Raw genomic sequence first — 20,129 nt, forward strand, 5'->3', positions numbered from 1 at the left:
TTCAGATCCCCACAGAGAAGCCGTCGGACCAGGTCTGCATCTCCTGCACCAGGTGGTCCCAGGCGCCGGTCAGCAGCAGCACGCCGGTCACGATCATCATCGTGCCGCCGGCCCGCATCACCCAGACATAGTGGCGTTTGACCCAGCCGAAGGCACCGAGCGCCTTACGGAAGGCGATCGCGGTGAGCACGAAGGGCACGCCGAGCCCGAGGCAGTACGCGACGGTCAGTATCGCGCCCCGGCCCGCGCTCGCCTGCTGGGAGGAGAGCGCGACGACGGAGGCGAGGGTCGGGCCGATGCAGGGCGTCCAGCCGATCCCGAACAGGGCGCCGAGCACGGGCGCGCCCACCAGCCCGGTGGCCGGACGCTTGTGGAAGCGGAACTCGCGCTGGGTCAGCCAGGGCATCAGGCCCATGAAGAAGACGCCGAGCAGGATCATCAGGACGCCGAGCACGTTCGTCAGGACGTCCTTGTAGCCCTGGAGGGTCTGCCCGAAGTAGCCGAACAGGGCGCCGCCGGAGACGAAGACCACGGTGAAGCCGAGCACGAACAGGATGGCGCCGGTGGCCATCCGGCCGCGCCGGGCATCCGCCAGGTCGGTGCCGGTGACGCCGGTCACGTAGGAGAGGTAGCCGGGGACCAGCGGGAGCACGCAGGGCGAGAAGAAGGAGACGAGTCCGCCGAGCACCGCGACGGGCAGGGCGAGCAGCAGGGCGCCGTTGAGCACGGTCTCGTTGCGGCTCGTCACGGCGGCGAGCGTCAGCAGGGCGCTCACGTCACTTCTCCGCGAGGACCGGCTGGAGCATCTTCAGCAGGGCCGTGTCGTCGAGCGCCTCCAGCGCCCGCGCGGCCACCTTGCCGTCCCGGTCGAGGATCAGCGTGGAGGGGATGAGCTGCGGGTTGAGCGTCCCCTTCTCGAAGCGGAGCATCAGCTTGCCGGTCGGGTCGTACAGGCTCGGGTACGAGATCCCGTTGGCCTTCTCGAAGGCGAGCGCGGGGGTGGTGCTGGTGTCGCGGGTGTTGATCCCGACGAACTGCACGCCCTTGTCCGCGTACGCCTTGGAGACCTTGGAGAAGTACTTGGCCTCCTCCCGGCACGGCCCGCACCAGGAGCCCCAGACGTTGAGGACGACGACCTTGCCCTTGTAGTCGGCGACATCGAGGGTCTTGCCGTCGATGGTCCGGCCGGACAGGTCGGGGGCCTGGGCGCGGTCACCCCTGGACGCGGTGTCGATGCCGTTGTGGCCGGTGACGAAGTTGGTGTCGCCGCCACCGCCGGAGGTCCCGCCGCTGCCGCACGCGGACAGGGTCAGGGCCGCGGCGGCGGCCACGGCACCGAGCAGGGCGGCGCGGCTACGGGTACTCATGTGAAAAGTTTCGCATGGCTGTTCCGGCGGTTTCGCCCGCCCCCCTACCGGGCGGAAAAGCGCCTTTCAGGGCGTATTTACACAGGGCATTACGGACGTATCGTCACGCCGCGTCCGGGTCGGCACCCTTGCCGCCCTTGCCGCCCGTGCCGCTCCCCGCGCCGTTCCCCGCGTCTGCGAGGAACCCCTTCCAGCCTCCGGCCGGCTTCTGGCCGACGTCCAGCGTGCGCAGCTTCTCCAGCACCTCGGGCCGCTGGACGCCCAGCCAGTCCGTGAACTGCCGGAAGGAGACCAGCCGCACGTCGGCGCCCTTCTCCTTCTCGCGCGCGATGTGCTTGAACGCCTCCTCGACGGAGTCCATGTAGATGCCGCCGTTCCACTCCTCGAAGTGGTTGCCGACGAAGAACGGCGCCCGGTTCGTCTCGTAGGCCCGCCGGAAGCCGCTGATGTACGCCTGCGCCGACTGCTTGCGCCAGCCCGGGTAGTTGTACGAGGGAGCCTTGGTCGAGTTGACCGACTGGTTGGCCAGCATGTTGTAGTCCATGGACAGCACCTCGAAGGAGTGTCCGGGGAAAGGTATCTGCTGCAACGGCAGGTCCCAGATGCCCTTCCTCTTGACCGGCCACATCTGGCGGCCGCCGGGCGAGGAGGCGTCGTAGCGCCAGCCCAGCTCGCGGGCGGTGGGCAGCAGGTTGTCCTGGCCGAGCAGACAGGGGGTGCGGCCGCCGACCAGTTCCTTGTCGTAGTCGAAGGGCAGCGCGGGCAGGTCGGTCCAGCCGGTGTTGGTGCGCCACTGCTTGACGAACGACTTGGCCTGGTCGATCTCACTGCGCCACTGGGCGGCCGTCCAGTTGCCGACCGTGCCGGAGCCGCCGCAGAAGTGCCCGTTGAAGTGGGTGCCGATCTCGTGGCCCTCGAGCCACGCCCGGCGGACGTTGGTGAGCGTGGCCTTGACGTGCTCGTCGGTGAGGTAGCCGATGTCGGAGGCGCCGCGCGGGTTGTTCGGCGGGTCGTAGAGCCGCTTCTTCGACTCGGGCAGCAGATACAGCCCGGAGAGGAAGAAGGTCATGCTCGCGCCGTGCTCCTTGGCCAGGTCCAGGAAGCGCGGGAAGAGGCCGTTGCCGACCTCGCCGGCGCCGTCCCAGGAGAAGACCACGAACTGCGGCGGGGTCTGACCCGGCTCCAGCGGCACGGGACGGGCGGGCTGGTGGGGCTGCTTGCCGGTGAAGGACGTGGAGCCGTCACCGATGGGGCGGGCCTCGGGGCGCGCGCTGCCGCTGGGCGAGGGCTTGCCGCTGCGGCCGGAGCCGCCCGGGTGCTTGCCGCCGTCCACGGATGCGGAGGTGCCGCAGCCGACGAGTCCGGCCGCCGCCGCACCCGCGCCGAGGCCGAGTATTCCCCTCCGGGTGATGGTCTGCATGAAGCTCCCCGATTCGTCACGCCCACTGGTGTCACCCAGTCAGATGATGTGACGAACGGGGAGGTTCCATGATCCGCCGCTCTTTCGCGGCGGACACGGCAAAGTCACACTTAGTACACCGAATGTGCGGATTCCGGAGCCGATTCAGGCCCCGAAGGCCTTGCCCTGCACGTCGGCGCCCTTCTGCGGCTTCGCACCGGCCCGCAGATGCGCCGGGACCAGGTCGATCGCGGGCTCGCTGTAGCCGACAGAGACGATCTTGTCACCGAGGTAGGTGAAGGACGTCAGCGAGGCCAGCGTGCACTGCCGCTTGCGCGGGTCGTGCCAGAGCCGGCGCCGCTCGACGTAGGAGCGCACGATCCAGATCGGGAGCTGATGGCTCACCAGCACCGCCTCGTGCCCGCGCGCCGCGTCCTTGGCCGCGTCCAGCGCGCCCATCATGCGCACCACCTGGTCGATGTACGGCTCGCCCCAGGACGGCCGGAACGGGTTGACCAGGTGCTTCCAGTTGTCCGGGTTGCGCAGCGCGCCGTCCCCGACACCGAAGGCCTTGCCCTGGAAGACGTTGTCGGCCTCGATGAGCCGGGCGTCGGTCGCGAGGTCGAGACCGTGCGCCTTGGCGATCGGGGTGGCCGTCTCCTGCGCCCGCTCCAGCGGGGAGGCGACGACCCGCGTGATGTCCCGCGGGGCCAGGTGCTCGGCGACCCGCTCGGCCATCTTCCGGCCCAGCTCGGAGAGGTGGTAGCCGGGCAGCCGCCCGTACAGCAGGCCGTCGGGGTTGTGCACCTCGCCGTGGCGCATCAGGTGGACGACGGTGACGTCCTTGTCGCCGGCCTTCTTCTCGCTGGGGGTGCTCACGCGGTCGCCTCCGCGGCGGCTCGGGCCGCCGCCGGGAGGGCGTCGGCGATCTTCTGGATGGCCCGCTCGTCATGGGCCGTGGACACGAACCAGGACTCGAAGGACGACGGCGGGAGGTACACGCCGTTCGCCAGCAGCGAGTGGAAGAACGCGGTGAAGCGGAACGACTCCTGCCGCTTGGCGTCCTCGTAGGTGCGCACCTGCCGGTCGGTGAAGAACACCGAGAACATGTTGGAGGCGTTCTGCAGCCGGTGGGCCACGCCCTCCTTGGTGAGCGCCTCGGTGACCAGCGACTGGATCTGCGCGGAGACCGCGTCGACCTTGTCGTAGGCCGCGTCGTCCAGCAGCCGGAGCTGCGCGAGGCCGGCGGCGGTGGCGACCGGGTTACCGGACAGGGTGCCCGCCTGGTACACCGGGCCGGCGGGGGCGAGGTGCGCCATGACGTCGGCCCGCCCGCCGAACGCCGCCGCGGGGAAGCCGCCGCCCATCACCTTGCCGAAGGTCATCAGGTCGGGCTTGACGCCGTCGACGCCGTACCAGCCGGCCTTGCTCGTACGGAAGCCGGTCATCACCTCGTCGGAGATGTACAGCGCGCCGTTCTTGGCGCAGGCGTCCTTCAGGCCCTGGTTGAAACCGGGCTCCGGCGGGACGACGCCCATGTTGCCCGGCGACGCCTCGGTGATCACGCAGGCGATCTCGCCGGGGTACCGGTGGAACGCCTCCTGCACCGCTTCGAGGTCGTTGTACGGCAGCACGATGGTGTCGCCGGCCTGCGCGCCGGTGACACCGGGGGTGTCGGGCAGCGCGAAGGTGGCGAGGCCCGAACCGGCCGCGGCCAGCAGGGAGTCGACGTGGCCGTGGTAGCAGCCCGCGAACTTGATCACCTTGGCGCGGCGGGTGAAGCCGCGGGCCAGCCGGATCGCCGACATGGTCGCCTCGGTGCCGCTGCTGACGAGCCGCACCTGCTCCACGGGCTCGACGCGGGCGACGATCTCCTCGGCGAGCGCGACCTCGCCCTCGCCGGGCGTGCCGAAGGACGTGCCCCGCGCGACCGCCTCCTGGACGGCGGCGATGACCTCGGGGTGCGAGTGCCCGAGGATCATCGGACCCCAGGAGCACACCAGGTCGACGTACTCCCGCCCGTCGGCGTCGGTCAGGTAGGGCCCGCTGCCCGAGACCATGAACCGGGGCGTGCCGCCGACGGCGCGGAAGGCGCGCACCGGGGAGTTCACGCCGCCCGGTGTGACGACGGAGGCTCGGTCGAAGAGCGCCTGCGAGGCGGGCGCGTCGTAGGGATAGGGCGTTTCGCTCTGGGCACTCATGACGTGCGGCTTCTCCGACTTCTCGGACTCCGGTTGGGTGGTGACCCCCTCAGGGTAGGCGGAGCCGCCCGGCGGCGGTGCCGTGGCCCGTCCGGGCGGGGCGGGGCGGGGTGTCCGGGCACTCGTGGAGCCGATCCGGCCGACCTCCCTGGCCGGTCTTTGCCGATCTGCGAGACTGACACCTGATACACACACCTCATACGGCACGTACTGATCAGGGACCGGGAAGATCCTGCGGACTTCGGTTTCACCGCACGTTTCGGCGGGCGGCCGTGGGGGAGGTCACTGACACGATGATCGGGTTGCGCGGCGGGGGCCACGCGTCCTAGAAAAGCACTCGGGTGGAGATATGCATCGCGGTGGCGGACTGGGCGAGGGGACTGATGACCTGGGTCCTCGGCGAGCCCGGCGGGGAAGGCACCGGCGCGAAGCGGAGGAAGCGACCGAAACACGTCAGGCTGACGCACGTCAGGCACAGGGTCTACCGAGTGAGCCCGAGCGCGGCGACCGGCGGCTGGACCGGCAGTTGGACCTCCCGGACCACGGTCCGGACCTGCCGGCAGGCCCCCCGTCCGACGACCGGGCGGCCCGCCTCGGGGCGGGGAGCAGAAATGGTGGTCGGGTGGGGGTGACGTACAAATACTTCGGTGCGCCGGACGGTGCGACCGCGGCCCGCGTCCCCATCTCCATGCGTCCCGAGGAACTCGGCGGCGACGAGCTGGGCATGAACGGCATGTTCACCAAGATCAAGCCGGAGACGATGGCCGCGATGGTGCTGACCGGCATCGAGGGCGTGCCCCTGCACAAGGTGCCGCCGCTCGAACTCGTCGTCCTGCACCCCGACTACGCGGTCGTCAAGCTCCCCATGACCGTGGTGGACCCCCTGCGCGACATCGGCGAGGAAGCGGTCGGCGCGGCAGCCTTCATCTGGTCCACGGTCCCGGACCGCGGCGGCCCCCGCGACGCCTTCAACGTCTACCAACTCCTGCACGAATGGCAGGACTTCAGCCACCGCCTGCACGAGGCGGGCCACCAGCCGTACTGCCTCGTGTGGCCGTAGGCCGGGACACTTCGGGGTAGCTGCCAGTTCAGCGACGCCCCGATCTCGCCTTCATCACCTGCCCGATTCGCCGACAGAGCCGTGGACTACGGTCGTGGAGACGGCAGCCAGCTCGGGGTGACTGGTAGTGGCAGCGATCGTGTACTTCAGGAAAGAGTTCGAGGGGTCGGGATCTGTTCGGTACGTCTTCGGTGATGATCCGGCGGAGATGCACCGCGCCCTCTCCGTGGACACCGCCACGCGCTCCACGCGGAGCGCGGGAGTTGGCCGGAGCGGGGGATGAGTGTGAGCTGAGGCTGTGTCTCAGCGCGCCCCCTCCACCCCCTCCGCTCTCTCCGCCCCCACGAAGTCCACCACCGCCAGCGCGAACAGCAGCGCCAGCGCGAGGCCGAGTACGACCCACCCCGTGGGATGCGGCCACAGGACGAACGCGACCACCGCCCCCGCCACCAGCAGCCAGCCGATCCAGTGCCGGTGGCGGTGGACGAAGGGGCCGACCGGGCCCGTGCGCAGGCCGAGGCGGTCGGTCTGGGCGCGGGCCGCGCCGATGCCCGCGTGCCAGATCTGCCGGACGGCACTCGCCCGGCGGCCGGGACCGCTGAGCCAGGCGGCCAGGGCGAGGACCACGCCGAGCGCGATCACGGCCCGCACCGCCGTGCGCAGGAAGCGGGTCAGGGTGTCGTAGACGGCACCGGCGGCGGGCTGGGACACCGAGGCGGGCAGCGCGTCCAGGTAGAAGGCGCGGAAGACGGTGAGGCCCAGACCGAGGAGCAGGGCGGTGAAGGCGAAACCGAGCGCGGCCGCCACCAGCGCCCGGCGGCGGCGTACGGCGAGCAGCACCCCGGCCACGAGCAGCAGCGCGGCCACGACCGGCAGCCACACCCCGGCCAGTTGCAGCAGCCGGAAGTACGACTGGAGGTCGGCGACCTTCTCGGTGCGCAGAACCGTGAAGTCGGTGTGCACGTCCGGGATCTTCTCCGCCGCCTTGAGCCCGGAGTCGGCCAGCTTGTCCTTGACCTGCTCGATGACGGGCGCGAGGTCGACGGTGACCGCGTCGCCCTCGATCCGCACCGCGCCCCCGCCACTGCCGGTCAGCGCCTTGTCCACGGTCGTGTGGAGCCGCCGGTTGGCCTCGGTCCAGAACCGCGCGAAGGTCTCGGAGGCGACGACCTCGCGCGCCTTGTCCCGCACGAAGCCGGACAGCGCGTCCTCCAGCGAGCCGCCCAGGAGACCGAGCCCCTTCTCGATCAGGGGGCGGTCGGCGGGCGCGACGTCCTTGAGCAGGTCGGCCAGGTCGAGGTGGCTCATCAGGGCGCTGGTGATCCGGTCGGCAGCGGCGTCCTGGACGGCCGGGTCACCGGCGAGCGGAGCGACGGTGGCGACGTAGCGGTCGGTGTCGTCCGCCAGGTCGGCCGTCCACGCGGCGACCAGGCCCAGCGGGGCGAGCAGACAGCCGAGGACGATCAGCAGGGCCGCGCACGCCGAACGCACCCGGTGCCGTACGGGCGCCGGTCGGCCCTCCAGCGCGTCGACCCGCTCCCTGAGCCGGGCCAGATCGTCGCTCGGCTGCCGCTCGGCCATGCCGCTCCACCTTCCGCCGGGGCCCTCAGTGCCCTGGGAGCAGCAGACCCCGGCCCCGGCGCGGGCGCGAGCGACGGTGGGCCGTTCAGGTGTCCGCACCGCACGCGTGCCGCACCCGGCGTGCGGGCGGGGGCGACGGCCTCTTCACTGTGAGGCAGGAACGGCGAGCGCACAGGAGGCCGGCATGGCAGCGCACGGGACGCGACGAGTCGCGGGTACGGCCCTGGTGATGGCGCTCGGGGTCGCGGTGACCGGCTGCTCGGACGGCTCCAGCCCGTCCGGCCAGGCCAGCAAGGCCGCGTCCGCCGCCTCCTCCCTCGCCTCGCGCGCGTCCGGCACGGTGGCCTCGGCCACGGCGGAGGCCAAGCGGAAGCTGGACAAGGTCAAGGGCGGGGTGAACGCGAAGCAGGACGTGTCGCTGGGCAAGGTCACCACCGGCTCCGACGGCGTGCCGACGACCGAGGTGTCCGCGAAGAACACCACCGGCGACGGGAAGTCCTTCGTCGTCCAGGTCAACTTCAAGAACGCCAAGGGCGATCTCGAGGACACCGTGGTCGTGAGCGTCGACGACGTGGCGGCCGGCGCCACCGGCCGGGCCACCGCCCGCAGCCACCGCAAGCTGACCGGCGACATACGGGCCGACGTGGGGACGGCGCTGCGGCACTGAGCCGTCGGCCATGATGGAGGGGGCCGCGCGCGCGGCCCCGCTCGCCCGTCCGGACGCCAGAGCCGTCGCCCGGAGGGGCCGGCCGTCGTTGTCCACACCCAGGGAGCAACCGCACGGCAAGCACGCCCGCACCGGGCCGACCCTACGTATCGTAGGTTTTCAACCGCCTCCGGCCACAAGCCAGTTCATCGGGGAGACATGCACCAGACACGATCCGAGACCGAACCGGCGGGGACCGCCTCGACGCCGGTCGCCGATGTGCGCGACCTCACTCCCACGCTGACCCTGCTCTTCGTCAGCCTCGCCATCGCGGCCGTCGGGGTCTACGAACTGTGCGGCTTCGGCCTGCACAGCCTCGACCAGCGTCCGCACCTGTTCAGCGACGGGCTGACCACCGGCGGGGTGATCGTCGCCGTGGTCGCGGCCGGGGCGGCGGTCGGCAACCTGGCCTGGACCCTCTCGGCGGCCCGCAGAGGCCCCGAGGAAGAGCGCCGCTCCTAGGGCCTGTCTTCCGGATCTTGCCGCAGTCGCGGGGTCTGGCACGCACATCTGCGGCGTTGTCGTCACTCGCCGACGCTCCGCGTCGACTCCCTCCTCCGCCTTGCAGCTGCACGCGCCAGACCCCGCTCGGGTCGGCCAGAAGGCGCCGTAGGTCCGAGTCGGCCTGATCCGGAAGAAAGGCCCTAGTCCGAGTCCCCCACGACACCCCCGCCCACCGTGAACCCGATCACCGCGCCCCCGCCCTCCCGGCGGCTGGCGAAGGGCGCGCCGCCGTGGGACATGGCGATCTCGCGGACGATGGACAGCCCGAGCCCCGAGCCGGGCTGGGAGCGGGCGTCGGCGGCCCGGTAGAAGCGGTCGAAGATCCGCAGCAGGTCGCCCTCGGCGATACCCGGCCCCCGGTCCAGCACCTCCACCCGGACCGTCCCCGCCCGCGCCGCCCCCGAGACCCGGACCTCGATGGGCGCCGTACCCTCCCGGTCGAACTTGGCCGCGTTCTCCACCAGGTTCGACAGCGCCCGCTGCAGCAGCCCCGGACGGCCCTCGGCGTACGTGTCCCCGCTCACCGTCAGCACGATCTCCCGCCCGGTACGCCGCCCCGTGAGCCCCACCACGTCCTCCGCGATGTCCGCGAGGTCCACCCGCTGCGGCGGCTCGGAGTCGGACTGCCCGGCGGCCAGATCCACCAGCTCGTTGACCAGGTCGGTCAGCTCCCGCGCCTCCAGCGTGAGGTCCGCCACCAGGTCCTCCCGCGTCCCCGGCGGCAGTTCGTCGATCCGGCGCAGCAGCGAGATGTTCGTCCGCAACGAGGTCAGCGGGGTACGCAGCTCGTGCCCCGCGTCCTGCACCAGCCGCCGCTGATCCTCCTCGGACTGGGCGAGCCGGCCCAGCATCCGGTCGAACGCGCGGCCCAGGCGCCCCACCTCGTCCGGCCCGGTGACCGGCACCTGGATGCCCAGACGGCGGGTGCGGGCCACGTCCTCGGCGGCCGAGGTCAGCAGCACCAGGCGCCGGGTGATGCGGCGGGCCAGCCACCAGCCGAACAGCCCGGCCCCCACCACCACCGCCGCCATCAGGATCAGCGTGCGCCGCTGCAGGGCACGCAGCAGGTCCTCGGTGTCGCTGAACTCCTGCGCCACCTGCACCGCGCCCTCGCCCCGGCCCAGCGAGACGGTGGCCACCCGGAACAGGTCCTCACCCACCCGTACGTCCTTGTGCTGGGCCAGCTCCCCCGCGCTCCGCGCGCCGGCCACCTCACGGTCGCGGGCGGTGACGGGCAGACCGGGGGCGCCGTGGTCCACGACCTCCCCGCGCGCCCCGAGCACCTGCACATCGGTACGGGCGGGCCGCACCAGGTCATGGCCGGGCCGGGAGGAGGAGAAGTCGTCCGGGGTCATCGCGTGCTGCCGCACCTCGGCCCGGACGTCCCGCACGACCTGGGTGAACACCGACTGCTGGTCGACCCGGACCAGCCGCGCCGCCGAACCGTAGGACAGGATGCCGACCAGGATCGTGACGGCGGCGGTGACGGCCGCGAACGACACGGCGAACGTGGTGCGCAGCGAGCGCAGCCCGGTGCGGGACCGGCCCGGCAGCCGCCAGGTGGGACCCACTACTCCTCCCGCAGCACGTAGCCCACACCGCGCACGGTGTGGATGAGCTGCGGGGCGCCGGGCGCGTCCAGCTTGCGGCGCAGGTAGCCGACGTAGACGGCGAGGTTCTTGGAGCCGGGGCCGAAGTCGTAGCCCCAGATGCGGTCGTAGATGGTGGCGTGGTCGAGCACGATGCCCGCGTTGCGCACCAGCAGTTCCAGCAGCTCGAACTCGGTGCGGGTCAGCTCCAGTTCACGGCTGCCGCGCCAGGCCCGGCGGGCCTGGAGGTCCATGCGGATGCCCGCGCCCTCGATCTGCCGGTCGGAGTGCCGGCCCTCGCGGACCGGGCCGGGCTCGTCCGCCGGGGCCGGGGCGGTGCGGCGCAGCAGGGCGCGCAGCCGGGCGAAGACCTCCTCCACGTCGAAGGGCTTGACCACGTAGTCGTCCGCGCCCGCGTCCAGGCCCGCGATGCGGTCGGCGGTCTCCACCAGCGCGGTGAGCATCAGGACGGGGGTGCGGACGCCCTCGGCCCGCAGCACCCGGCAGACCTGGAGGCCGTCGATGCCCGGCATCATCACGTCCAGGAGCAGCACGTCCGGCGGGGTGCGGTGGGCCTGCGCGAGCGCCTCGACGCCGTCGGCGACCGCCGTCACCTCGTAGCCCTCCAGGGTCAGGGCCCGCTCCAGGGCGTGGCGGATGGCACGGTCGTCTTCGGCGAGGAGCACAGTGTGGGGCACGCCCCCAGTCTGCCAAGGGCGGCGGCGCTCCGGCCGGGGCCCAGGGGCGCGCGGGCGCCCTTTTTACCCGGCTCTCACCGGCGCCGCCCCCGCGCTCACGCCTCCCCCGTCGGCGTCCCGGCCCTCGCGCAGCCGGGCGATCCGCTCGCCGGTGAACCGGACGGTCCGCTCCATGTGCCCGATGATCACGGCCAGTTCGGTGTCGTCCAGCTCACCGAAGATGCGCGACCAGTCGCCGGACAGCTCCTCCCACGCGCGGCGGAACTCGGCGATCCGCTCCGGCACGGGGACGACCAGCACCCGGCGCCGGTCGCCCGCGTCCCGGCGCCGTACGACGTACCCGGCGCGTTCCAGCCGGTCCACCAGGCGGGTCGCGGAGCCGGTGGTGAGCCCGGTCAGCGCGGCGACATGGCCGGTGGTGACGGGCTCGGGCTCCAGCGTGAGCAGGTTCAGGCACTGCAGATCGGTGGGGTGCAGTCCGATGCGGTCGGCGACGGCCTGGTTGAACAGGGCGTAGGAGGCGATGTAGCGGCGCGACACGGCGTCCAGCTCCGCCAGCAGCCTGGGCCGCGCGCTGTCGTTCCCGGCCATGCCGTCCTCCTCGCGTCCGCGTGGCACCGCGCCCGTACGCGGGTCAGAACCAGTACTCGTCGCCGGTGGCCAGGACGAGCACCCGCAGCCGGTCGTTGGTGCGGTCGGGGTCGGCGACCCCGCCGTTCCAGGCGGTCTCCACCTCCAGGGTCACCTCCGAGGCGGGCGCGCGCAGCCGGACGGCGAGCCGGATCTGCCGGCCGGCCCCTCCCGCCGCGAGCGCGCCGGTGCCGCACACGACCGTCCGCTCGCCGGTGCGCGCGCACCCCTCGGGCAGCGTCTGCGCCCCGGCGGGCGGCACCGACCACCGCAGCCGCACGCTCGCCTCCGGCACGGCGGCGGGGCCGTGGTCCCGCGGGGTGAGGCGGACCTCCACCCGGTCGCCGTCCATGACCGCGTTGCCGTGGAAGGACAGGTCGGCGCGGGGCGCGGGAGCCGTCGCCTGGGCATCCGGACCCGGCCTCCCGGCCGCGGGGGCCGCCTGCGCCGGTCCTCCGACGCCCAGGAACGCGCCCGCGCAGCCGCCCAGCAGCAGCCATGCCCTCGTCCGCACGCCCATGCCGCACCACTCCGCCTTCGTCACCGATCCCGAGTGCCGGACCGCCTTGTCGATGTATGCCACGCCGGCCGGACGGCAGGCGCCCTCCAACAGGTGAACGGGGGCCGCGTGCCAGGCTTCCCCCATGCTCATCGCGCGTTCCGCCGCCCTCTTCGTCGTCGCCGCCCTCTTCGAGATCGGCGGCGCCTGGCTGGTCTGGCAGGGTGTGCGCGAGCACCGGGGCTGGCTGTGGGCGACCGGCGGGGTGCTGGCGCTGGGTGCGTACGGGTTCGTCGCCACCTTCCAGCCGGACGCCCACTTCGGCCGCATCCTCGCCGCGTACGGCGGCATCTTCGTGGCGGGCTCGATCCTGTGGGGCGTGGTCGCCGACGGCTACCGCCCCGACCGCTTCGACATCACCGGCGCCCTGATCTGCCTGGCCGGCATGGCCGTGATCATGTGGGCCCCGAGGAACGGCGGCTGAGGCCCGCCCGGGGCCTGCCCTAGGCTGGACGCGAGTCAGTGATCCCTCTTCCTGGAGCAGCCCATGGCCAGCGCCCCTTCCGCCGCGTCCCGTATCGCCGTCGTCACGGGAGCGAGCAGCGGTATCGGCGCGGCCACCGCGCGGCAGCTCGCGGCGGCCGGCTACCGGGTGGTGCTCACCGCGCGCCGCGCCGACCGCATCGAGGCGCTGGCGAAGGAACTGACCGAGGCGGGCCACTCGGCCACCGCCTACCCGCTGGACGTGACGGACCGGGCGGCCGTCGACGAGTTCGCCGGTGCCTTCCGCACCATCGGCGTGCTGGTCAACAACGCGGGCGGAGCGCTGGGCGCCGACCCGGTGGCCACCGCCGACCCGGACCACTGGCGCACGATGTTCGAGACGAACGTCCTCGGCACCCTCAACCTCACCCAGGCCCTGCTGCCCAAGCTGGAGGCGAGCGGCGACGGCACGGTGGTCGTCGTCTCCTCCACCGCCGGGCTCGCCACCTACGAGGGCGGCGCGGGCTACGTCGCCGCCAAGCACGCCGAGCACGTCCTCGCCGAGACCCTCCGCCTGGAGATCGTCGGCAAGCCGGTCCGGGTCCTGGAGATCGCCCCCGGCATGGTCAAGACCGAGGAGTTCGCCCTGACCCGCTTCGACGGCGACACCGAGAAGGCGGCCAAGGTCTACGCGGGCGTGGCCGAACCCCTCACGGCCGACGACGTGGCCGAGTCCATCACCTGGGCGGTGACCCGCCCCAGCCACGTCAACGTGGACCTCATGGTCCTGCGCCCCCGGGCCCAGGCGTCCAACACCAAGGTCCACCGGGAGCTGTGAGGCCGGGCAGGCGGCCGGCTCACCCCTTCACACAGACGAACTGCTTGAGCTTGGCCACCACTTCGACCAGGTCGCGCTGCTGCTCCATCACCTGGTCGATGTTCTTGTAGGCGCCGGGGATCTCGTCGACCACGCCGGAGTCCTTGCGGCACTCCACGCCCCGCGTCTGCTCCTCCAGGTCCCGGGTGCTGAACCGGCGCTTGGCCGCGCTGCGGCTCATGCGCCGGCCGGCGCCGTGCGAGGCGGAGTTGAAGGCGGCGGTGTTGCCGAGGCCCTTGACGATGTACGAACTCGTCCCCATGGAGCCGGGGATGATGCCGTACTCACCGGCGCCCGCGCGGATCGCGCCCTTGCGGGTCACCAACAGGTCCTTGCCGTCGTACCGTTCCTCCGCCACGTAGTTGTGGTGGCAGGAGATCTCCGGCTCGAAGGCGGGCTTCGCCTTCTTGAACTCCTTGCGGATCACGTCCTTCAGGAGCGCCATCATGATCGTGCGGTTGTACTTGGCGTACTCCTGCGCCCAGAACAGGTCGTTGCGGTAGGCCGCCATCTGCGGGGTGTCCGCGACGAAGACGGCGAGGTCGCGGTCGACCAGGCCCTGGTTGTGCGGGAGTTTCTGCGCGACGCCGATGTGGTGCTCGGCCAGTTCCTTGCCGATGTTCCGGGAACCGGAGTGCAGGGTGAGCCAGACCGCGCCCTCGGAATCGAGCAGAAGCTCGATGTAGTGGTTGCCGCCCCCCAGCGTCCCCATCTGCAACGCCGCCCGCTCCCTGCGGAAGCGGACCGGCTGGGCGACCGAGTCGAAGCGGGACCAGAAGGTGTCCCAGCCCGCGGTCGGCAGGGCGTGGAAGCGGCCGGGGTCGACGGCGTCGGTGTGCAGGCCGCGGCCCACCGGGATCGCCTGCTCGATGCGGGAGCGCAGGCGGGACAGGTCCCCCGGCAGGTCGTTCGCCGTCAGTGACGTCTTCACCGCCGACATCCCGCAGCCGATGTCGACACCCACCGCGGCCGGGCACACCGCGTCGCGCATGGCGATGACGGAGCCGACCGTGGCGCCCTTGCCGTAGTGCACGTCCGGCATCACGGCGAGGCCCTCGATCCAGGGCAGGGTGGCCACGTTCTGGAGCTGGCGCAGCGCGCCCTCCTCGACCGTGGCGGGGTCGGTCCACATCCGCACCGGGACGCGGGCGCCCGGTATCTCCACGTACGACATCTCTTACTCAATCCCCCATGAAGGACAGAACCGTTGATATGCCGGGAAAGGGTCGATGCTCACGGAAGTCACCCGGACCGGCAGAACGCAAAAGCGGCGCCAGGGCCGGTGAAATAGGACAGGGGACCGGCGTCCACGGCGGTGCGTGCGATACACATTGTGTCCAGCAGGCGCCCCGCCGCGGCAAGCGATTAACCAGCGGGGACACTGGAGCATCGACCGGGCACCGCCGTCGGGTCGCACACCGTCCTTAAGGAGCCCGACCGTGCAGCGGAAGGCGTACATCACCGGCACCGCCGCCCTCCTCGCGGCCTTGCTGGCAGGCTGCAGCTCAGGCTCGGGCGGCACCACCCCGACCGACGACGCCAACCCCGGCGACGCCGCCTCGGCCACCGCCGCCGCGCAGCCCGGCCGGTACCGCACGCTGCCCGAGCCCTGCGGCGCCGTCGGCAACGACACCCTCGGCGCGATGCTCCCCGGCATCCAGCAGCTCACCGACCCCGACCAGCGCGACAAGGCGTACCGGGGCGTGCCCGCGCTGACCTACGACACCGACCGCAAGGTGGGCTGCCGTTGGAAGGTCGAGTCCACCCTCGCCACCGACCGCCTCTCGGTCGACTTCGAGCGCGTGGTGTCGTACGACAACGCGGTCAGCGACGACACGCAGGCGCAGAAGCTGTTCCAGGGCATGGCCGAGGCCGCCGACCTCCCGGCCCCCTCCCTCTCCGCCCCCGCCTCGCCCAGCGGCAGCCCGAGCGGCAGCCCCTCCCCGTCCGCCGACCCCTCGGGCAGCCCCTCGGCCGACGCCTCCACCGCCCCCGCGGCCGGCGGTTCCGGCAGCGCCGCGCCCACCGACCTCCAGCCCCGCGTCCTGCCCGACCTCGGTGACGAGGCGTACCTGGACGACCGGCTCGCCTCCTCCGGTTCGACCGCCGAACCCCGGACGGTGACTGTGGTGTTCCGCACGTCCAACGTCGTCGTCACCATCGACTACGAGGAGCAGCCGATGGCCGTCGGCGCGGTCCCGGACAGCAAGGAAATGCAGGACAGGGCACGGGATCTGGCCTCTCAACTGGCCGACACCCTCGACGGCTGACGCCCACTCGCCCGCCCCGGACCCCCTTCCCCCGGGCGCTCGAACGGCGACCGCGTGCCGCGCGTACCGCGTACGGTGGCCCCGCAGGAACCCGCATGAACACCGAGCGTCACGAGTGAAGGAACCATGCAGCGAGCAGCCCAGCGAGACGACCGTGCCCAGCGTGGACCGCGAGCCACGCGTCTGAGCCGTGCCCTTGTGTGCGCGGCAGCCGTCCCCGCGGTACTGATCACCGCGGCCTGTTCCTCCGACTCCGGTGACGCTCCGGGCAAGTCCGGCGCCTCCGCCGCGCCGTCCACCGGCAGCGGCTCGGAGCAGCCCTCGGCGAGCGCCTCCCCGACCGTGCAGGCGTCCGTGTTCCGCAAGCTGCCCGAGCCGTGCGGGGTGCTCTCGAAGAAGACGCTGGGCGACCTGGTCCCGGAGGCGGGCAAGTCGGGCAAGAAGGGCTCCAGCGACAACACCGCGAGCCGTTCCTCCTGCTCCTGGACCAGCCTGGACAACAACGGCGTCAAGGGCTCGCAGTTCCGCTGGCTGAACGTCTCCCTGCTGCGCTTCGACTCCGACACCTCCCGCGGCAGCGGCAACGAGCAGGCGCACGCGTACTACACGCGTCAGGTCGAGGACGCCAAGGGCGCCTCGGGGGCGAAGAACACCAAGACGGAGGCGCTCGGCGGCACCGGCGACGAGGCCACCGCGGTGCGCTACGACCTGAAGAAGAAGGAAGGCGCCTTCAAGCAGCAGACGGTGGTCGCGCGCGTGGAGAACGTCGTCGTCACCCTCGACTACAACGGCGCCGGTCTCGCGGGCGAGAAGACCCCGGACGCCGGTGACCTCACGGCGGACGCGAAGAAGGCGGCGAAGGAAGTGGTCGCCGCAGTGGCCGGCGCCAACGGCCGCGAGAAGGAGGGCACTTCGCCCTCGGCCCCGTCCGCCGCCGCGTCCGGGAACTCCTCCGGCAACTCCTCCAAGTCGCCCTCCCCCAAGGGCTCGGCGTCGAGTTCCACCCCCAAGAAGGACTGACCGACACCACGTTCGGCGCACACCTGTGCCACTCTGTTGCGCGCAACAACACGCAAGGGAGGGGAGTACGAGTGGCCGCGCCAATGCAGTTGACTCGGATGCACCGCGTTCTGATCGGCGTGGTCGTCACCGGCGCGCTGATCATCGCCGGTATCGGCTTCGCCGGTTCGTACGCGGCCGTCCGGGAGCTGGCCATCCAGAAGGGCTTCGGGAATTTCTCGTACGTGTTCCCGATCGGCATCGACGCGGGCATCTGCGTACTGCTCGCGCTCGACCTGCTGCTGACCTGGATGCGCATCCCCTTCCCGATGCTGCGCCAGACGGCCTGGCTGCTCACGGCCGCGACGATCGCCTTCAACGGCGCCGCCGCCTGGCCGGACCCGCTGGGCACCGGCATGCACGCGGTGATCCCGATCCTGTTCGTCGTCTCCGTCGAGGCGGCCCGGCACGCGGTCGGCCGGATCGCGGACATCACCGCCGACAAGCACATGGAGGGCGTCCGGCTCACCCGCTGGATGCTCTCCCCGCTGCCCACGTTCCTGCTGTGGCGCCGCATGAAGCTGTGGGAGCTGCGCTCCTACGAGCAGGTCATCAAGCTGGAGCAGGAACGTCTCGTCTACCAGGCCCGCCTGCGCTCCCGCTTCGGCCGCGCCTGGCGCCGCAAGGCCCCGGTGGAGTCCCTGATGCCGCTGCGCCTGGCCCGCTACGGCGTCCCGCTCGCCGAGACCGCCCCGGCCGGCCTCGCGGCGGCGGGCATCGAGCCGGTACTGCTGCCCCCGGCACCCGAACCGGCACCAGGACTCCCCCAGCCGGCTCCCGCCGCGCTCCAGGCCGCGCCCGCGCCGGCTCCCGCCGAGGCGCCCCCGGCCCGGCGGACCCCCGGCGAACAGCCGCCCCCGCAGGCGCCGGAGACCGAGGACGAGAACAGCCCGTGGTTCCAGACGCCCCCGCGTGACGTCGACTACCACGGCGGCTACGACCCGGCCTTCGACCCCGGCCCCGACCCCCAGTACTTCCCCGAGGAGCAGTACGGGGACTGGTACGACGAGCAGCTCCCGGAGCAGTTCCAGCAGCCCTCCCCGGAGGAGACCGGCAGCTTCCCCATCCCCGTCGGCCCGGGCCGCACCCGCGAGCTGGGCGAGGGCGGCGGGCCCGCCGAGCCGGACGAGGAGGACCTCTACCAGGTCTTCCGGCAGTCGATAGACGGCAGTTACCCGACGCCCCTCGTCTTCACCGACGACGTCCGGGCGACGTACGGCATCACGCTGGACAAGGACTCCGCGAAGAAGCTCGTGGAGCACTTCCAGGAGCGCCACAACGCCGAGATGGAACACACCGCCTGACCCGCGGAAGACTGACCCACGGAAGAGGGGGCGCCCGGTATGACACCGGGCGCCCCCTCCTCGTATGCGCGGCCTACTCCCCGAGCAGGGCCCGCACCCGGTCCTGACCGACCGCCAGCAGCAGCGTGGGCAGACGCGGGCCGGTGTCCCGGCCGACGAGCAGGTGGTACAGCAGGGCGAAGAAGGTCCGCTGGGCCGTCTTGATCTCCGGCGGCAGCTCCTTGGCCGTGGCGTCGGCGGAGAAGCCCGCCCGCACCTTCGGCACGCCGTACACGAGGTGGGTCAGGCCGTCCAGCGACCAGTTGCCGGCGAGCCCGTCGACCAGCAGACGCAGCGACTCGCGGGCCTCGTCGTCCAGCGACTTCAGCAGCTCCGCGTCCGGCTCCTCGCGCACGATGGTGCGCTGGTCGGCGGGGACGTAGGTGTTGATCCACGCCTCGGCCTTGTCGTACCGGGGGCGCGCGTCGGCGAGGTCGGTGATCGGGTTCGCCGGGTCCAGCTCGGACAGGATGCGCAGCGCCTGGTCCTGGTGGCCGGCGGTGATGTCCGCGACCGACGCCAGCGTGCGGTACGGCAGCGGGTGCGCGGTCTTCGGCAGCTCACCGGCGGCGGTGCCGACGGCACGGGTGTACGCGGCGACGTCACCGGGAAGCGCCGAGCCGTCCTCGACCTTGCCGGCGAGCTTGTCCCACTCGTCGTAGAGCCGCTGGATCTCCTGGTCGAAGGCGATCTTGAAGGACTGGTTGGGGCGGCGGCGGGCGTACAGCCAGCGCAGGAGCTGCGGCTCCATGATCTTCAGCGCGTCGGCCGGGGTGGGCACGCCACCGCGCGAGGACGACATCTTGGCCATGCCGGAGATGCCGACGAAGGCGTACATCGGGCCGATGGGCTGCTCGCCCTCGAAGATGCCGACGATCTGGCCGCCCACCTGGAAGGAGGAGCCCGGCGAGGAGTGGTCGACGCCGGACGGCTCGAAGATCACGCCCTCGTAGGCCCAGCGCATCGGCCAGTCGACCTTCCAGACCAGCTTGCCGCGGTTGAACTCGCTGAGCCGGACCGTCTCGCCGAAGCCGCACGCGGTGCAGGTGTAGGCCAGCTCGGTGGAGTCGTCGTCGTAGGAGGTGACGGTGGTGAGGTCCTTGCCGCAGTCGCCGCAGTACGGCTTGTACGGGAAGTACCCGGCGGAGGAGCTGCCGTCGTCCTCGGCGGCCGCGCCGGAACCCTCCTCGGCCTCCAGCTCGGCCTCGTCCACCGCCTTCTGCTGCGGCTTCTTCCCCGGTGCCTTCTTGGTCCGGTACTGGGCGAGGATCGCGTCGATGTCACCGCGGTGCTTCATCGCGTGCAGGATCTGCTCGCGATACACGCCCGACGTGTACTGCGCGGTCTGGCTGATCCCGTCGAACTCCACACCGAGCTCGGCCAGCGCCTCGACCATGGCGGCCTTGAAGTGCTCGGCCCAGTTCGGGTACGAGGAGCCCTCCGGCGCCGGGACCGAGGTCAGCGGCTTGCCGATGTGCTCGGCCCAGGACTCGTCGACGCCCGCGATCCCGGCCGGGACCTTGCGGTAGCGGTCGTAGTCGTCCCAGGAGATCAGGTGCCGGACCTGGTGCCCGCGCCGCCGGATCTCGTCCGCGACCAGGTGCGGGGTCATGACCTCGCGCAGGTTGCCGAGGTGGATCGGGCCGGACGGGGAGAGCCCCGAGGCGACGACGACCGGTTTGCCCGGAGCCCGACGCTCCGACTCCTGGATGACGTCATCCGCGAAACGGGAGACCCAGTCGGCGGTGTCGGGGCTCTGAGCCACGATCGGTGCTCCTTCAGTTCGGGGTGCCGGTCCGGCGGTTGTCCTCCGTCGGCCTCCACCCATAATCCCAGACACTCCCGCGCGGGAAAAAACGGCTT

The 20,129-nt window shown here is 71.9% G+C and carries 20 protein-coding genes; 8 read left to right on the forward strand and 12 right to left on the reverse strand.

The window, feature by feature from the left end; translation table 11 throughout:
- Position 1: 1 nt before the first annotated feature.
- The 5 genes from HEK131_RS28475 to hemL form a co-directional block, all read right to left on the reverse strand.
- Positions 2-775 carry a cytochrome c biogenesis CcdA family protein gene (locus HEK131_RS28475; RefSeq protein WP_217462931.1) on the reverse strand — a complete coding sequence of 258 codons (774 nt, stop codon included), beginning with the start codon at positions 773-775 and terminating at the stop codon, positions 2-4.
- Position 776: 1 nt separating this feature from the next.
- Positions 777-1,367, reverse strand: a complete 591-nt coding sequence (locus HEK131_RS28480; protein ID WP_217462930.1) for a TlpA family protein disulfide reductase — start codon at positions 1,365-1,367, stop codon at positions 777-779.
- Between the two features lie 103 nt (positions 1,368-1,470).
- Complete coding sequence (locus HEK131_RS28485; RefSeq protein ID WP_244337676.1) at positions 1,471-2,787, reverse strand: hypothetical protein; 1,317 nt, start codon at positions 2,785-2,787, stop codon at positions 1,471-1,473.
- 144 nt (positions 2,788-2,931) lie between these two features.
- Positions 2,932-3,588 (reverse strand): histidine phosphatase family protein, encoded by a 657-nt coding sequence (locus HEK131_RS28490; RefSeq protein ID WP_244452170.1) that lies wholly within the window; start codon positions 3,586-3,588, stop codon positions 2,932-2,934.
- 53 nt (positions 3,589-3,641) lie between these two features.
- Positions 3,642-4,967 carry a glutamate-1-semialdehyde 2,1-aminomutase gene (gene hemL, locus HEK131_RS28495; RefSeq protein WP_217462928.1) on the reverse strand — a complete coding sequence of 442 codons (1,326 nt, stop codon included), beginning with the start codon at positions 4,965-4,967 and terminating at the stop codon, positions 3,642-3,644.
- A 622-nt stretch (positions 4,968-5,589) separates the two neighbouring features.
- On the opposite strand from hemL, the gene HEK131_RS28500 reads away from it, so the two are divergent.
- Positions 5,590-6,027 (forward strand): hypothetical protein, encoded by a 438-nt coding sequence (locus HEK131_RS28500; RefSeq protein WP_010353923.1) that lies wholly within the window; start codon positions 5,590-5,592, stop codon positions 6,025-6,027.
- Positions 6,028-6,330: 303 nt separating this feature from the next.
- On the opposite strand, the gene HEK131_RS28505 is transcribed toward HEK131_RS28500, so the two are convergent.
- Positions 6,331-7,608 carry a hypothetical protein gene (locus HEK131_RS28505; protein WP_244337678.1) on the reverse strand — a complete coding sequence of 426 codons (1,278 nt, stop codon included), beginning with the start codon at positions 7,606-7,608 and terminating at the stop codon, positions 6,331-6,333.
- Between the two features lie 184 nt (positions 7,609-7,792).
- Here HEK131_RS28505 and HEK131_RS28510 point away from each other — a divergent pair, with 184 nt between their 5' ends.
- Together HEK131_RS28510 and HEK131_RS28515 are read left to right on the forward strand one after the other, a co-directional pair.
- Positions 7,793-8,275, forward strand: coding sequence for a hypothetical protein (locus HEK131_RS28510; RefSeq protein ID WP_217462923.1), 483 nt, complete (start codon positions 7,793-7,795; stop codon positions 8,273-8,275).
- A gap of 198 nt (positions 8,276-8,473) precedes the next feature.
- On the forward strand, positions 8,474-8,776 hold the full coding sequence (locus tag HEK131_RS28515; protein ID WP_217462922.1) for a hypothetical protein: 303 nt from the start codon (positions 8,474-8,476) through the stop codon (positions 8,774-8,776).
- Between the two features lie 182 nt (positions 8,777-8,958).
- Here HEK131_RS28515 and HEK131_RS28520 read toward each other — a convergent pair whose 3' ends face one another.
- The 4 genes from HEK131_RS28520 to HEK131_RS28535 all read right to left on the reverse strand — a co-directional run bounded on the left by HEK131_RS28520 (position 8,959) and on the right by HEK131_RS28535 (position 12,387).
- Complete coding sequence (locus HEK131_RS28520) at positions 8,959-10,389, reverse strand: sensor histidine kinase (protein WP_244337680.1); 1,431 nt, start codon at positions 10,387-10,389, stop codon at positions 8,959-8,961.
- On the reverse strand, positions 10,389-11,105 hold the full coding sequence (locus HEK131_RS28525) for a response regulator transcription factor (RefSeq protein WP_217462920.1): 717 nt from the start codon (positions 11,103-11,105) through the stop codon (positions 10,389-10,391). The genes HEK131_RS28520 and HEK131_RS28525 overlap by 1 nt, the downstream gene beginning before the upstream one ends.
- 63 nt (positions 11,106-11,168) lie before the next feature.
- Positions 11,169-11,696 (reverse strand): MarR family winged helix-turn-helix transcriptional regulator, encoded by a 528-nt coding sequence (locus tag HEK131_RS28530; protein WP_244337682.1) that lies wholly within the window; start codon positions 11,694-11,696, stop codon positions 11,169-11,171.
- Positions 11,697-11,739: 43 nt separating this feature from the next.
- A complete protein-coding gene (locus tag HEK131_RS28535; protein ID WP_244337684.1) occupies positions 11,740-12,387 on the reverse strand; it encodes a hypothetical protein in 648 nt (215 codons plus the stop codon).
- Here HEK131_RS28535 and HEK131_RS28540 point away from each other — a divergent pair.
- Both HEK131_RS28540 and HEK131_RS28545 read left to right on the forward strand, forming a co-directional pair.
- Positions 12,380-12,718: a YnfA family protein gene (locus tag HEK131_RS28540; protein WP_244337686.1), complete on the forward strand. Its 339-nt coding sequence runs from the start codon at positions 12,380-12,382 to the stop codon at positions 12,716-12,718. The genes HEK131_RS28535 and HEK131_RS28540 overlap by 8 nt on opposite strands.
- Positions 12,719-12,781: 63 nt before the next feature.
- Positions 12,782-13,555: an SDR family NAD(P)-dependent oxidoreductase gene (locus HEK131_RS28545; RefSeq protein ID WP_217462917.1), complete on the forward strand. Its 774-nt coding sequence runs from the start codon at positions 12,782-12,784 to the stop codon at positions 13,553-13,555.
- 19 nt (positions 13,556-13,574) lie between these two features.
- Here HEK131_RS28545 and HEK131_RS28550 read toward each other — a convergent pair whose 3' ends face one another.
- Positions 13,575-14,768: an RtcB family protein gene (locus tag HEK131_RS28550; RefSeq protein ID WP_244337688.1), complete on the reverse strand. Its 1,194-nt coding sequence runs from the start codon at positions 14,766-14,768 to the stop codon at positions 13,575-13,577.
- 265 nt (positions 14,769-15,033) lie between these two features.
- Between HEK131_RS28550 and HEK131_RS28555 the strand changes: the two genes are divergently transcribed.
- The 3 genes from HEK131_RS28555 (at position 15,034) to HEK131_RS28565 (ending at position 18,227) form a co-directional block, all read left to right on the forward strand.
- Complete coding sequence (locus tag HEK131_RS28555) at positions 15,034-15,864, forward strand: DUF3558 domain-containing protein (protein WP_244337690.1); 831 nt, start codon at positions 15,034-15,036, stop codon at positions 15,862-15,864.
- 126 nt (positions 15,865-15,990) lie between these two features.
- Positions 15,991-16,884, forward strand: a complete 894-nt coding sequence (locus tag HEK131_RS28560; protein ID WP_244337692.1) for a DUF3558 domain-containing protein — start codon at positions 15,991-15,993, stop codon at positions 16,882-16,884.
- Between the two features lie 98 nt (positions 16,885-16,982).
- A complete protein-coding gene (locus HEK131_RS28565; RefSeq protein ID WP_244337694.1) occupies positions 16,983-18,227 on the forward strand; it encodes a DUF2637 domain-containing protein in 1,245 nt (414 codons plus the stop codon).
- 73 nt (positions 18,228-18,300) lie between these two features.
- On the opposite strand, the gene lysS is transcribed toward HEK131_RS28565, so the two are convergent.
- Positions 18,301-20,094 carry a lysine--tRNA ligase gene (gene lysS, locus HEK131_RS28570; protein ID WP_217462912.1) on the reverse strand — a complete coding sequence of 598 codons (1,794 nt, stop codon included), beginning with the start codon at positions 20,092-20,094 and terminating at the stop codon, positions 18,301-18,303.
- Between the last annotated feature and the right edge of the window lie 35 nt (positions 20,095-20,129).

This window comes from Streptomyces seoulensis, from assembly GCF_022846655.1.
Lineage (GTDB): Bacteria > Actinomycetota > Actinomycetes > Streptomycetales > Streptomycetaceae > Streptomyces.